Raw genomic sequence first — 12,962 nt, 5'->3', positions numbered from 1 at the left:
ATCTTGCTGGAATCCGTGTCCACCAGCGCCACGTCGACGCCAAACTCGGCAAAGCAAGCACCAGAGACGAGGCCGACATAGCCGGCCCCGATCACCGCGATTTTCATAAGGGAACCCCCGAGGACCGTGCCGAAGCGAGTGTGCGCATTAGATCGAAGTTCGACTTAAATGCAAGGTGTTGCCGAAGAGCAAGTATACAGCCTTTCGAGGGGCTTAACCGCCGCCGGAGTGTACGCGCGCGAGCCGCACTGGCCAAATCACGCCGCTTGCACAGAGCTGACCGACTGGCCACCGGAAGCGTTCCACGGGCCTGCCTTCGCCTTCCCAGCGCGCCCGAATACGTTCACGCCAGACCCAAGGCATGAAGCTCTGATATTGCCGCTCGCAGCGGCGTGAACCCTGCCACCGTATCCACAGCCGCAAACCGAATTGATCGGGCCTCAGGGCTGGGCAGAGAAAGCATTGTTCCTAATGTCTCCTCCAAATCGGATTCGTTATTCGCGTCTGCCAGGAATCCATTGACGCCTTCACTTACAAAATCCGACGCACCACCGACGAGCGGAGCCAAAACAATACAGCCGCACGCCATTGCCTCGGCTGCCGTGCGACCAAAGGCTTGGTAGTCAGAAAGGTCCAGGAAAAAACTCGCCTTCTTCAACAATATGGCAACCTGAGGCTGGCTCAGATGGCCCACAATCTTAACATTCCTCGGTAATTCCAGATCGAGAGCATGGATTTCCTCTACAGTTGCGCCAAAGGCGACAACTTGGAAACTGCCAAACGAGCCTGCAGCGATACGCCCTAATATCTCCAGTGTCCGCCCTGGGGCTCTTCTCGGCGTTCCGGTCCGAACCATCGCTACAAGGAGGGGCGCCTGAAACGATGGCGGGCTCTTTGGATGATACAGCGAATGATCGATACTCGGCACAACCGCACTCACCTCATGGCCGTGGCACCGGGCTACAGTGTCCCGTAACCAGCGTGACTTAGCGAAATATACACACCTTTCGAACAAGCTAAAGCTTTTTAGGGCCATCAAATATTCGCCACTATGAACATCATAGAAAAACGGCTCATAATCTTGAACATAATAGGCGGCGCGAGGTGGCGATTCAAGCCGCCTTATCGCCTCATATATCGAGTGTGTGGATGTGTTTGTGGTAGCGATCATGATCTTGGTCTTGGAAGCCAATTGTGATAATTCCTTAGGCCCCTCAAAATTTTTGACATTCTCTGTATTTACCCAAGAAAATCTCTCATAATTCTTTCGAAATTCCGCTAAATTGCTGTTATTGACGTAAATGGACGCGTCAAATCCGATGCTGCGCATGGCGTCCACTTCCTGGACGACGGAGTGAGCGCCACCTGAACCGCCGCGGACGGGTAAGACAAAGGCAATCTCCTTCATACTCGCTCCTCATTGGTGGGGACGGCCAGTGTTCGCTTGCTTCTCGCAGGCGATCTCAGGCCATCAGCCCATATCGTCGCGCGCGGCTCATCCGCCACGGATAGGGCCCAGGCGAACCGTTGCGCAACCCACGTCAGGCGCGCCCATGAGGCCGCCCGCGGCCGTCCCACTTCCGAAGCCGAGGAGTCCCCCCCCTTCACGCCGTCCGTGGCTACGCCACCCCGCCCAATTCGAAGCTCACCTCGCAGACCAGCCCCCCCGGCTCCCAGCGCTGCCACATCTGGCCCCCGAGCCGGTTCTCGAAGGTCTGACGGATCAGCTGCGTGCCGAAGCTCTGCCGATGCGGCGGTCCTTCCACCCGGGGGCCGCCGGTCTCGCGCCAGATCAGGTGCACCATCTCCCCCTCGGTCCACCAGCTCACCTCGAGCCGCCCACCCGGGACCGAGAGCGCGCCGTACTTGGCCGCATTTGTCGTCATCTCATGCAGCGCCATGGAGAGGGGTTGCGCCACCTCCGAGCCCAGCATGAGGCCCGGCCCCGACATGGCGATGCGCGTCTCGCCGAAGGGCGCCAGCTCGTGCTGGATCAGCTCCTTCAGCAGCGCGCCCCGCCAACGGTACTGGCCCAGCAGCGTCATGGTCCGCGCCAGCGCCTGCACGCGGCCCTCCATGATCTGGATAAAGGCCTCGGGGCTTTCCGCCGTCGTGACGCGCAGGAGGCCCGAGACCACGGCCAGCGCGTTCTTCGCCCGGTGCTCCACTTCATGGGCCAGCAGCGCGGTCTGCTCCTCCGCCAGCTTGCGTTCGGTCACGTCGTAGGCGACGCCCATGAGCTGTGCCTCCGCACCCCCCTTCGGCCCGCCATAGAAGGGCAGCCGCCGCGCACGGGCAGTGATCCAGATCGTCTCGGTCTCCCCGTCCGGTGCCGGCCGCCGGATGCGGAACTCGCTGCGGAAGACGCCGCTGCGCTGGGCCATCACCATCTCGCGGCGGACGCGGCCGCGATCGGCCGGGTGCAGCCGCGCCACCGTGGCGGCCAGATCCGGCTGGCCCGCCTCGGGATCGAAGCCCCAAAGCTCGATCATCTTGCGCGACCAGGTGATCTGCCGCGCCGCCGGGCTCCATTCCCAGGTGCCGATACCAGCCGCCTCCTGCGCGAGGCGCAGCCGCGCGTCGCTTTCCGCCAGCGCCTGCTCGGTGCTGCGCAGCGGCGTCACATCCACATGGGCGCCTCGCATCACGAGAGCACGGCCCTCGGCGTCGCGCTCGATCTCGCCGCGCGCGGCGATCCAGCGCGTGCCGCCGTCCGGCGTGACGATGCGGTAGCTCTGCGAGTATTCCGTGACGCCGCTGGCATCCGAGACGGAATCGAGGAAGGTCCGCTCGGCGCGCTCCCGGTCGTCGGGATGCAGGCGGCGGACCCAGTCGGCATGACGCTCCTCCCCCGCCGAGCGCGGGCCGCCCTGCAGCGCCATGTACTCGGCCGAGCGGCGGTTGATGCCGGTGCGCAGGTCGATCTCGAAGGTGGCCACGAGGCCGAAGCGCGCGGCACGGTCCAGCCGGTCGGCGTTCCGCTCCACGTCGCTTTCGAGGCCGGCGTTGATCGCGTCCAGCCGGAGCTGGTCGCGGCGGACCCGCAGGGCCAGCAGGAGCAGCATCAGCGTCGCGGGCAGGCCGAAGATCATGTGGCTGGCGATGGTGCGGCGCCAATGCGCGGCGATGGCCGAATCCAGCCGCAGGCTCACCGCATAGACGGGAAAGCCCTCCACCCGGCGCGCCGCGTTTAGGGCCTGGGCGCCCCCGACCACGCTGGCCGCGCTGTAGGTCGCGCTGGCGACCCCGCTGGCGACGACCTCGTGAAAGGGCCGGCCCGGCGGGATCGGCGGCAGAATCCCATCCTGCCCGCTGGTGCGGCTGAGGATGTAGCCGTCCTCCCGGACCAGGGCGAGCACGTCGCCGCCTGGGCCGAGCAGCCGGCGCATGCCCTCCGCCAGCACGTCGGGACGGATTGAAAGGATGATGAGGCCGTCGAAGGCGCCGGCCGCCACCTCCGCATTACCGGTTTCGCGGCGCACGCGGCCCACGGAGAAAAGGAGCTGGCGCTCCCACCGGCCCACGAAGGGACGGCTGACATAGATTTCGGGTGGGTTGGGCGAGCTCAGCATGGCGAAGTAGTCGCGGTCCGCCAGCACCATCTCGCGCCGCACGGGAAAGACGTTGGAGGCGACCAGCGGCTGGGCGTTGCGGTCGATGACATAGGCGAGATCGGCCTGCGGCAGCTCGTCCACCAACGTTTTCAGCTCGTCGTGCCAGCGCCGCTCGTCGCCCTGGATGGCAGCGTCGGAAAGGCCGCGGAGCCTTTCGTTGATACGGGCGACCGCGAGGGCCTGAGCCTCCAGCACGCGGGCGGCGTATTCGGCGCCCGCATCGGCGGTGCGGCTGAGCTGGAGAGTCGCGTCTTCCCACACCGAGCGCCAGCTCAACCAGGCGCCGACGCCCAGCAAGGCCAGCGGGACCACGAGCGCGGCGAGGGGCAGCAGAAGGCTGAGGCGGGCGCGGCGGCGGCGGGCTGCGAGATGCCGCGCCGAGGGAACGGGCGCGGCCTCGGACGAGGCCGCCTGACCGGTGGGCGGTGCAATGGACGAGCTTTCGCCTGCGCTCACCCCGACCTCCCGCCGTGCGACCCATCCCGGCGGACTCGCAACCAGGGCTCAATCAGACGCATCGAATACATCATGTCAACTGGCCGGAGCCGCCAGGCCGAGGGTCCGGAGGCACCCTCGGGCCTTGCCTCCGGACGCCTCCGTCAGTTGCCGACACGCACCAGCCGGAGCGGGAAGCCGTTATCCGCCTGCTGCTGCAACTGGACCGTGTTCCGCGCCGCCCAGACGACCTGCTGCTGGTGCAGCGGGATATAGGCCACGTCGTCGCGGATGATGTTGGAGGTCTGGGTGATCAGCTCCTGCCGGCGCGCCGGGTTGGTCTCGACGCCGATCTGGTCGATGAGGGCGTCCAGCTGCGGGTTGGAATACCCGCCATTGTTGAACACGCCGCGCACGCCGTCCCGCGTGCCCGTGAGGTTGTACAGCGCATTGTGCGCGTCATAGGTATTGGGCGTCCAGCCGAGCAGGTAGAAGCTCGTGTTGAAGCGCGGCGCGTTCACCTCGGCGAAGAAGCGCACCCGGGTCTGTGCGGCCAGCGTCACACGCACGCCGATGCGGGCCAGCATGGCGACGACGGCGGTGCAGATGCCCTCGTCGTTCACGTAGCGATCGTTCGGGCAATCCAGGGTGACGCCGAAGCCGTTCGGATAGCCGGCCTCGGCCAGCAGGCGGCGCGCGCCGTCCACGTCGAGCGGCGGGCGGCGGTCGTTGGCCTCGAGGAAGCCGTTCACGCCCGGGCCGAAGATCTGGCCGGTCGGCCGCGACTGGCCGCGCATGACGCGCGTGCGAATCGCCTCGATGTCGATGGCCTGGTACATCGCGCGGCGAACGCGCACGTCCTGGAAGGGGTTGCGTCCGCGAACGTCGCTCTTCAGCAGTTCGGCGCGGCTCTGGTCCAGGCCGAGGTAGATGGTGCGCAGCTCGGCGTTCTGGATGATGCGCAGGCCGTTGGTGTTGCCGATGCGCGCCATGTCCTGCGGCGGCACCGTGTAGATCATGTCCACCTCATTCGAGAGCAGGGCGGCCACGCGCGTCGCGTCATTGGCGATCACGTTGAACTCGATGCGGTCGAGATTGTGGACCGGCGTGTCCCACCAGTTCGGGTTCCGCGCCAGCACGGTGCGGCGGTCCGGCTCGCGGGAGACGAGCACGAAGGGGCCGGTGCCCATGGCGTTGCGGGTGGCGAAGTTCTCCTCGCGCGAGGTGAGGTCGGCCACGCGCTGGGCGTTGTTCCGCTCCAGCCAGGCCTTGCTCATGATGCCGAAGCTGGTGATCTCCTCAGGAAAGATCGGGTTGGGCGCGCGCGTCTTCACGACCACGGTGAAGTCGTCCGGCGCGGTCACCTCGGCGACGGTCGCGAAATAGGCGTTGATGTTGGAGCCGGGGCCGCGGGCACGGGCGATGGAGAAGACCACGTCGGCGGCGGTGAAGGGCGTGCCGTCCGAGAACTTCACGCCGCGCCGCAGGTGGAAGGTCCAGGTCAGCGGATCCGTCTGCTCCCAGCGCTCGGCCAGCGCGGGCTCCAGGCGGAGGGCGGGATTCCGCCGGATCAGTGGCTCGTAGATATTGGAGTTGAAGGTGAGGAGGAAGGTCTCGGACCGCGTATAGGGGTCCATGGAATTGACGTCGCCGTCATTGGCCCAGCGGAATGTCGCGGCCTGCGATGGCAGCGCCAGGCTGGCGGCGAGCAGGGCCGCGGCGAGGAAGGGGCGGATCATTTTTGTCTCCCGATTATGGATGCCGGCGGAGGCTAGCCGCGAGTCCCGGGGGCGTCGAGTTGGCGAACGGCGGGAAAAATCGGCGACTTCCGGGAATTCGACCGGCATCTGCCACCTTCCTGGGCCTTCCTGCCATGACGGCCGCCTTCGAGTTCCAACGTCCCCTCACTTCCATCGGCTTTGGCGCCGTGCCCGCTCAGGCCGCACGAGCGCCCACGGCGCCAGCCGATCGCGCGGGTCCCGTGACCGGCTGGCGCGCGCGCTCTATCTCTGCGAGTTCGCGCAGATGGCCTGGCTGGAGGGCCCTGTCCTCAGGACGGAGGCGGGACCGGAGGGCGAAGGCGGAAAGCGGGGCTCATGCGCCGCATGACCCGGGCCGACTCGTCCATGTCCATGAGTGGACGGCGGGGGACCTCGTGATCTGGAACAACCGCTGCCTGGCCCATGCCGCAACCTGGTTCGACGCGGAGAAGTAACGCCGGATCATGTGGCGGACGACCCTCAGCGGGAATCCCGGGCCGGCCTGTGCCGGCGAGCGGAAGAGCTGGGCGGCGGCCTGACGGCCGGCGCCTGCGCGCGGCGCCGATCGGGCCGCCGTCACCAGCCGCGATAGTAGCCGCGGCCGTAATAGCCCCGGCCGTAGTAGCCTCGGCCGTAGTAGCGTGGCCCGCTATTCGCGATGGCGGCGCCGGCGGCGACCCCGACGAGGCCCGCGGCCACGGCGGTGCCCACATTGGCGGCCTGCTGGTTCTGGGCACGCTCGGCGGAGGCGGCGGGCTGGAGATAGGCGGCCTGGCGGCAGGCCTCGTGATAGCCCTGCTGGCAGGCGATGTTCGCCTGGTTCGCCTGCTGCTCCATGGGACCGGGAGCCACGGCGCATCCGGCCATGCTCACGGAAGCGGCCACAGCCAGGACGCGGAACGAAGGGTTCATGACGATCTCCTCTCGATGGTGGGCGCGGCGCTTAGACCGGCAGCTTCGATGGAAACTCTTATAACCGTCATGTGTCGCGGCATGATGTCGCTCGCACGAAGTTCTGCGTCGCGTCTGTCATGCGGGGGTGGCCGAAGAGCCAGGCCCCTCGAAGCCTCAGGCGGCCTTGAAGGCCGCGGGCAGGCCGGAGATCGCGCTGTCCACCAGCGGCGCGTCGGAGGCGGCATCGTGCTTCTGCGCGATGATCTCCCGCACCGCGGCGGTCGCGATCTCAGCGGCCGCATCGCGGACCTCGATCACGGCCGAAGCCTCCGCCGCGGCGATGCGGTCCATCGCCATCCGCTCGCGGCGGCGGGCGGAGGCTTCCGCCTCGGCCCTGGCGGCGGCGGCCACCCGCTCGGCCTCGGTCTTGGCGCGCTCCAGCATCGCGGAGGCATCCTTGACCGCCTGCTCGCGCTCCTTGCGGGCACCGGCCATCATCGCCTCGGCCTCGGCGCGGAGGCGGCTGGCCTCCTCGAGCTCGGCCCTAATGCGGGCCCCGCGGGCGTCGAGCATCGCCGTCGCCTTGGTCCAGGCCAGCTTGCCGACGAGCGCGATGAAGAGGACGAAGCTGATCGCGACCCAGAACTTCGGGTCGAGGTAGAAATGCTCGTAGTGGTGGGGCATCAGACCGCTCCCTGGCTGGCGACGCGGTCCACGGCGGCGGCCACGTCATTGGCGGGGGCCTTCACGGAAAGGCGCGCCAGCATGGCGTTGGCCGTCTCTCCCGCGACCTCGCGCAGCGCGCCCATCGCCTGGTCGCGCGCGGCGCGCACCTGGGCCTCGGCCTGGGCGACCTGGGCGGACAGCCGCTCGTTGATCTCGGCGGCCTGCTTCGCGGCCGCGGCCTGCGCCTCGACCATGGCGGCCGAGATGGCGGCCTGGGCCTCGGCCCGCGCCGCGGCGGTGGAGGCGCGCAGCTCGGCCAGCGCGGCCTCGCCGGCGGCCTGCGCGTCGCGCGCGGCGTTCAGGTCGGCCGCGATGCGCGCGGCGCGCTGGTCGAGGACGGAGGCCACCTGCGGCAGCGCGTAGGTCTTCAGCACGTAGTAGAGGATGCCGAAGATGATGAGCAGCCAGACCAGCTTGCTCATCATCAGCGGATTGGCGAAATCGAGCTGCGGCATGACGACCCTTTGGGCGGAATCCCGGGGACTGAAAGACGATCAGGCCAGGGCGGGCTCGCCCTGGCCCACCGGCTTCAGGCGAACAGGATCAGGAACGCGATCAGCAGCGCGAAGAGCGCCACGGCTTCCGTCAGGGCGAAGCCGAGAATGCCGATCGGGAAGACGGCGTCGCGGGCGGCCGGGTTGCGTGCCACGCTGGTGATCAGCGAGGAGAAGATGTTCCCGATGCCGAGGCCGACGCCGAAGAGCGCGATGACGGCGATGCCGGCTCCGAGAGCCTTGGCGGCAGCAACTTCCATGGTCTTAGTCCTTCCGTTGAGCTGAAAGCTGGTGTGTTCCGGCGAGCGCTAGTGCAGGTGCACGGCGTCGTGGAGGTAGATGCAGGTGAGGATCGCGAACACATAGGCCTGCAGGAACGCGACCAGCACTTCGAAGCCGACCAGCACGACATTGATCGCGAGCGGCATGATGGAGAGGAACGGCCCGATCGTGCCGAGGCCTGCGAGCATCACGATGAAGGTCGCGAAGACCTTCAGCATCACGTGGCCCGCGACCATGTTCGCGAAGAGACGGATGCTGAGGCTGATCGGGCGGGATAGGTAGGACACGATCTCGACCGGGATGATGATCGGCGCCAGCCAGAGCGGCGCGCCCTCCGGGAAGAAATAGCTGAAGAAGTGCATCCCGTGGATGGACAGCGCGACCAGGGTGACCAGCACGATGACGATCGCCGCCAGGGTGAAGGTCATGCTGATGTGGCTGGTATAGGTGAAGGCGTAGGGGAACAGGCCCAGCATGTTGCCGAAGAGGATGAACATGAAGAGCGTGAAGACGAAGGGGAAGAAGCGGCGGCCTTCGGGGCCGACCTGGCTGACCACCATGTCGTCGATGAAGCCATAGGCGCTCTCGGCCACGCTCTGGAGGCGGCCGGGCACGATGGCGCGCGGACGCATGCCGATCACCATCAGCAGCACGATCAGCGCGCCGGCGATGACCATGTGCAGGTTGGACTGCGTGAAGCCCACGGAGGCCCCGATCGCGCCGCCGACGGTCCCCAGCTCGAACTGGCTGAGCGCGTCGATCGCATTCCCTTCAACGGCCACCCGGCACCTCTCCGAACCTAGTCCCTGCGCGCGCCGGAGCGGGGTGTGAACAGCCGATAGACATTCAGCACCCCCGCGGCGGCCCCCAGGCAGAACATCAGCAGGAAGAGCCAGGGCCAGGTGCCGAGCCATCGGTCTAGAATGAGGCCGAGCCCCACTCCGACGATCAGCGCGGAGACGACCTCCACGCCGGCCCGAAGACCAAACCCCCAGGTGGACGGCAACGCGTTCCTCGAGGGCTCAGGCCTGTCGAGACCTTGTCGGTCCCGCGCGGCCTTGAGGCGTTTCTCGAAGGAATTGCGCTCGTTCACCATAGGCTCCTCCCTGACTTTGTTTCCGCCGGAAGGCGAGGCTGGCTCTATGGCGGCGGGGGATGACTGTCAAGCGCATGAACCCGCTGAAAGGCGAGGTCGAATGCGGGAAACGGGCGAATATGGCGATCGTTGCGAGGATGTGTTTTCCGGGCGCCGATGCGCGTGCAGGACATCCGGCCGCGCCGCGCGCGAGCAGGCGCTCGCGAGGACGCCAGCGCGGACGCGATACACGATTCGGAATGGCCGCCCATGCGCGTCTACGACGTAGTACGACGTAGTTTAGAGGGTCATGATGGCATCCTCGGACCGAGACACCACCAAGGGCCAGCCCGTCAGCGTTCGGCTGACGGTGTCGCTCAACGAGCGGCTGGGCGCCCTCGCCGCTGCGCTCGACCGCCCGAAATCCTGGGGCATCGAGCAGGCCATCGAGGATTACGTGGCTCTCCAGGACTGGCAGCTGGCCGCCATCGACGAAGGCATCCGCGCGGCGGACGAGGGTCGCGTCGTTCCGCAGGAGGATGTCGAGGCCTGGGTCCGGTCCTGGGACGATCCGGCCGAACGCCCTGCCCCCAAACGCGGATAATCCGTGCGGATCGTCTGGGCCGAGCCCGCCCTCCGCGACCTCGAAGCGGCGCGGACGCATATCGCGCGGGACAGGCCCGGCGCGGCAAGGGCGCTGATGGAACTTGTTCTCAGGGCCGCGCGCCGGCTCGCGGAATTCCCGGCATCCGGCCGGCAGGGACGCCGCCCTGGCACGCGCGAGTTGGTCGTGGCGCGCACGCCCTACCTGGTGGCCTACCGCGTGCGGGGCGAGGTCATCGCCGTCCTGAGAGTGCTGCACCGCCGCCAGCAATGGCCCGATCTGCCCGGATGAAGACATGGGCTTTGGGATCAGTGGGTCGCGAAGCCGGATCGTCGGGCGACCAACGCCTCGGCCGCTTCCCTGCTGCGTCCCTCAAGCCACGGATGAGGCGAAGGACCCACTCGTTCCATGGTGACAGCGTATTGCCAGGCCGAAATCTCATCGGCGGGAGCCCGGGCCTCACGCGCCTGATTTTTATTCCGTCCATCGGACATAGCGTGGCGAGTTTCCCTCAGCCTTCCGCCATCGCCACCGCCTCGCCGAGGTCCACCGACAGCAGCCGCGAGACGCCCCGCTCCTGCATGGTGACGCCGAAGAGCCGGTTCATCCGCGCCATCGTCAGCGCGTGGTGGGTGACGACCAGGAAGCGCGTGCCGGTGCCGGACATGCTGTCCAGCAGGTCGCAAAGCCGCTCCACATTCGCATCGTCGAGCGGGGCGTCCACCTCGTCCAGCACGCAGACCGGCGCGGGGTGGCAGCGGAAGACGGCGAAGACCAGCGACAAGGCCGTCAGCGCCTGCTCGCCGCCCGACAGCAGCGACAGCGCCGAGAGCTTCTTCCCCGGCGGCTCCGCGTAGATCTCCAACCCCGCCTCCAGCGGATCCTCGCTGCCCACGAGGGCCAGATGCGCCCTGCCCCCGCCGAAGAGCTTGCCGAAGAGCTGGCGGAACTCGCGGTCCACCTGGTCGAAGGTGGCGCGCAGCCGCTCGCGGGCCTCGCGGTTCAGGTGGCCGATGGAGCCGCGCAGCCTGGCGATGGCCGAGGTCACCTCCTCGCGGTCCTTCACGATCTGCTCGATCCGCGCCTCCAGCTCCTCCAGCTCGGTCTCGGCGCGGAGGTTCACGGGGCCCATTTCCTCCCGCTCGCGGGCGAGTCGCTCGGCGCGGCGGCGCGCGCGCTCCTCGGCGGCGTCGGAGACATCCTGCGGCGGCTCGGGGAGCTCGGGCGCCTCGCCCAGGCGTTCCGTGATGCGGGCGGCGAGCGCCGCGCCGGCCTGGGCCGCCGATTCGCTGGCAGCCTCGGCGCGGAGCGCGGCCTCGCGGGCGGCGACGAAGCCGGCCTCGGCCGTACGCCGGGTCTCGTCCCGCTCGCGGGCGCGGGACTCGGCGAGGTCGAGCGCGGCCCGGGCGGCGGCATGCGCGGCCTCGGCCGCTTCCAGACGGCGCATGGCCTCGCCTTGCGCCTCCGCCACGCGCTCCGGCAGGCGACGGGCCTCGTCGCGGCGGCCGGTCGCATCGGCGAGGCGGGATTCGAGCGCGGCCAGGCGCGTGGCGGCGTCGGCCAGGCGCTGCGCCCAGGCGGCGCGCTCTGAGCTGGCAGACTCGCGGCGCAGCGCCAGCGATTCGCGCTCGCCCTGAAGCGCCAGCACCTTTCCCCGGGCCTCGGCGGCGCGGGTATGGATGCCGGCGAGCGCCAGGCGGGCATGGTCCACCTCCGCGCGCGCGGCGGCGAGGTCCGGCAGGGCGGCACGGGCCGCCCGGGCGCGCTCCAGCGCCTCGGCGGCTTCGGCGGCCTCCGTGCCGACGCGTTCCTGCTGCGGCGCCAGGGCGGCGATCTGCGCCACGGCGGCCGCGTTGCGGCTGCGCAGCGACGCCTGCTCGGAGCGGGCGGCCGCGAGCCCCGATTCGGCCTGCCGACGGGCCTCACGGGCGGCGGATTCGGCGGACTGGGCGCGGGCCGCCTCCTCCGCCTCGGCCTGGAAGCCGGCGATGGCGGGGGTCGCGGCGAGCAACGCCTCCGCCTCGGCCAGCGCGGCTTCGGCCTCGGCGCGCTCCTCGGCAAGGCGGGCGGCCTGGGCGCGGTGTTCGGCGAGGCGTCGCTCGGCGGCCTCGTGGCGGACGGTGAGTTCGGCGGCCCGGGCGGCGGCGCGCTGGGCCGTGGGCTCGGCCGCGTCGCGGGCCCGGCGGGCGGTGACCTCGGCGGTCTGCGCGGCGGATTCCGCGGCCGCGGCCTGGGCCCGGGCGGATTCGGCCGCGCGGGCGGCGGGCGCGGCCTCCGCCAGCTTCGCCTCCGCCTGGCGCAGCCGGGCGAGGTTCTGCAGGCGCGCGGCACCGGCCTTGGCGGCACCGGGCGCCTGCACATAGCCGTCCCAGCGCCAGAGGGCGCCGGCGCGGGAGACCAGCGCTTGGCCCGGCAGCAGCGCCGCCTGGAGAGCCCCGCCATCCTCGACGAGGCCGATCTGCGACAGCGCCCGGCCCAGCTCCTCCGGCGCGCCGACGAGCCCCGCGAGCGGGGTGGCGCCCTCGGGCAGCGGCGGCGCCGTCCCGAGCGGCGGCAGGGCGCGCCAGAAGCGGTTGGTGCCGGAGCCTCGGCCGCCCTCCAGCCCCTCGCCCAGCGCGGCGCCCAGCGCGGCCTCGAGACCGTCGGGAATGGCGAGCGTGCGGGCGATCGGGTCGGCCTCGGCCGAATCTCCGGCCGCGGCGCGGAGCCCCTGAAGCTCCGCCTGGAGGCGGGATTCGGCGGCGCGCGCCTGGGCCTCGGCGGCGCGGGCGGCGGTCGCCTGCTCCTGGGCGGATCCGCGGGCCTGCCGGGCGGCGGTCAGCACGGACTCGGCTTCCCGGAGCGCGGCGGCGGCGGCTTCGGCCGCGGCGCGGGCCTCGGGGAGGACGGCGGCCTCGGGCGCGGAAGGCGCGGATTGCTGGGCCGCGGCTTCCCGCTGGCGGGCGGATTGCAGGCGCTGGGCGGCGGAGGTCCGCGCGCGCTCGGCCGCGCCGCGCTCGATGTCGGCGGCGCGGGCGGCGTCGCGCGCGGATCGCGAAATGGGCCATCTTCGCGCCCATCTTCGTGCCGCTGCTAATG

The 12,962-nt window shown here is 69.5% G+C and carries 13 protein-coding genes and 1 pseudogene; 3 read left to right on the top strand and 11 right to left on the bottom strand.

Features of this window, described 5'->3' with window-relative positions:
- The 4 genes from EJV46_RS01305 to EJV46_RS01290 form a co-directional block, all read right to left on the bottom strand.
- On the bottom strand, positions 1-107 hold a 107-nt coding region (locus tag EJV46_RS01305), incomplete at its 3' end, for an NAD-binding protein (RefSeq protein WP_131546788.1).
- A gap of 236 nt (positions 108-343) precedes the next feature.
- Positions 344-1,408 (bottom strand): glycosyltransferase family 4 protein, encoded by a 1,065-nt coding sequence (locus tag EJV46_RS01300; protein ID WP_131546787.1) that lies wholly within the window; start codon positions 1,406-1,408, stop codon positions 344-346.
- A 211-nt stretch (positions 1,409-1,619) separates the two neighbouring features.
- Positions 1,620-4,070 (bottom strand): PAS domain-containing protein, encoded by a 2,451-nt coding sequence (locus EJV46_RS01295; RefSeq protein WP_131546786.1) that lies wholly within the window; start codon positions 4,068-4,070, stop codon positions 1,620-1,622.
- A gap of 143 nt (positions 4,071-4,213) precedes the next feature.
- Positions 4,214-5,788: an ABC transporter substrate-binding protein gene (locus tag EJV46_RS01290; protein ID WP_165585270.1), complete on the bottom strand. Its 1,575-nt coding sequence runs from the start codon at positions 5,786-5,788 to the stop codon at positions 4,214-4,216.
- Here EJV46_RS01290 and EJV46_RS23510 point away from each other — a divergent pair.
- On the top strand, positions 5,719-6,264 hold the full coding sequence (locus tag EJV46_RS23510; RefSeq protein ID WP_131546785.1) for a TauD/TfdA family dioxygenase: 546 nt from the start codon (positions 5,719-5,721) through the stop codon (positions 6,262-6,264). The genes EJV46_RS01290 and EJV46_RS23510 overlap by 70 nt on opposite strands.
- A gap of 121 nt (positions 6,265-6,385) precedes the next feature.
- On the opposite strand, the gene EJV46_RS01280 is transcribed toward EJV46_RS23510, so the two are convergent.
- The 6 genes from EJV46_RS01280 to EJV46_RS01255 all read right to left on the bottom strand — a co-directional run bounded on the left by EJV46_RS01280 (position 6,386) and on the right by EJV46_RS01255 (position 9,301).
- Complete coding sequence (locus EJV46_RS01280) at positions 6,386-6,721, bottom strand: hypothetical protein (protein ID WP_131546784.1); 336 nt, start codon at positions 6,719-6,721, stop codon at positions 6,386-6,388.
- A 156-nt stretch (positions 6,722-6,877) separates the two neighbouring features.
- Entirely contained in the window at positions 6,878-7,387 is a 510-nt protein-coding gene (locus EJV46_RS01275; RefSeq protein ID WP_131546783.1) for a F0F1 ATP synthase subunit B, read from the bottom strand.
- Positions 7,387-7,884: a F0F1 ATP synthase subunit B' gene (locus EJV46_RS01270; protein ID WP_131546782.1), complete on the bottom strand. Its 498-nt coding sequence runs from the start codon at positions 7,882-7,884 to the stop codon at positions 7,387-7,389. Before EJV46_RS01270 ends, EJV46_RS01275 begins: the two co-directional genes overlap by 1 nt.
- Positions 7,885-7,958: 74 nt before the next feature.
- Positions 7,959-8,183, bottom strand: a complete 225-nt coding sequence (locus tag EJV46_RS01265; protein ID WP_131546781.1) for an ATP synthase subunit C family protein — start codon at positions 8,181-8,183, stop codon at positions 7,959-7,961.
- Between the two features lie 48 nt (positions 8,184-8,231).
- On the bottom strand, positions 8,232-8,987 hold the full coding sequence (locus EJV46_RS01260; protein WP_131546780.1) for a F0F1 ATP synthase subunit A: 756 nt from the start codon (positions 8,985-8,987) through the stop codon (positions 8,232-8,234).
- A gap of 17 nt (positions 8,988-9,004) precedes the next feature.
- Entirely contained in the window at positions 9,005-9,301 is a 297-nt protein-coding gene (locus tag EJV46_RS01255) for an AtpZ/AtpI family protein (protein WP_131546779.1), read from the bottom strand.
- Positions 9,302-9,593: 292 nt separating this feature from the next.
- Between EJV46_RS01255 and EJV46_RS01250 the strand changes: the two genes are divergently transcribed.
- A complete protein-coding gene (locus EJV46_RS01250) occupies positions 9,594-9,884 on the top strand; it encodes a CopG family ribbon-helix-helix protein (protein ID WP_131546778.1) in 291 nt (96 codons plus the stop codon).
- A gap of 3 nt (positions 9,885-9,887) precedes the next feature.
- A complete protein-coding gene (locus EJV46_RS01245) occupies positions 9,888-10,175 on the top strand; it encodes a type II toxin-antitoxin system RelE/ParE family toxin (RefSeq protein ID WP_131546777.1) in 288 nt (95 codons plus the stop codon).
- A 220-nt stretch (positions 10,176-10,395) separates the two neighbouring features.
- On the opposite strand, the pseudogene EJV46_RS01240 reads toward EJV46_RS01245, so the two are convergent.
- Positions 10,396-12,962, bottom strand: a pseudogene (locus EJV46_RS01240) (chromosome segregation protein SMC); the annotation flags it as partial.

Source organism: Roseococcus sp. SYP-B2431, assembly GCF_004336745.1.
In the GTDB taxonomy this organism is placed as follows: Bacteria; Pseudomonadota; Alphaproteobacteria; order Acetobacterales; family Acetobacteraceae; genus Roseococcus.
The sequence above is the reverse complement of the archived record's forward strand: the minus strand, read 5'-3'. Positions and strand labels throughout refer to the sequence as shown.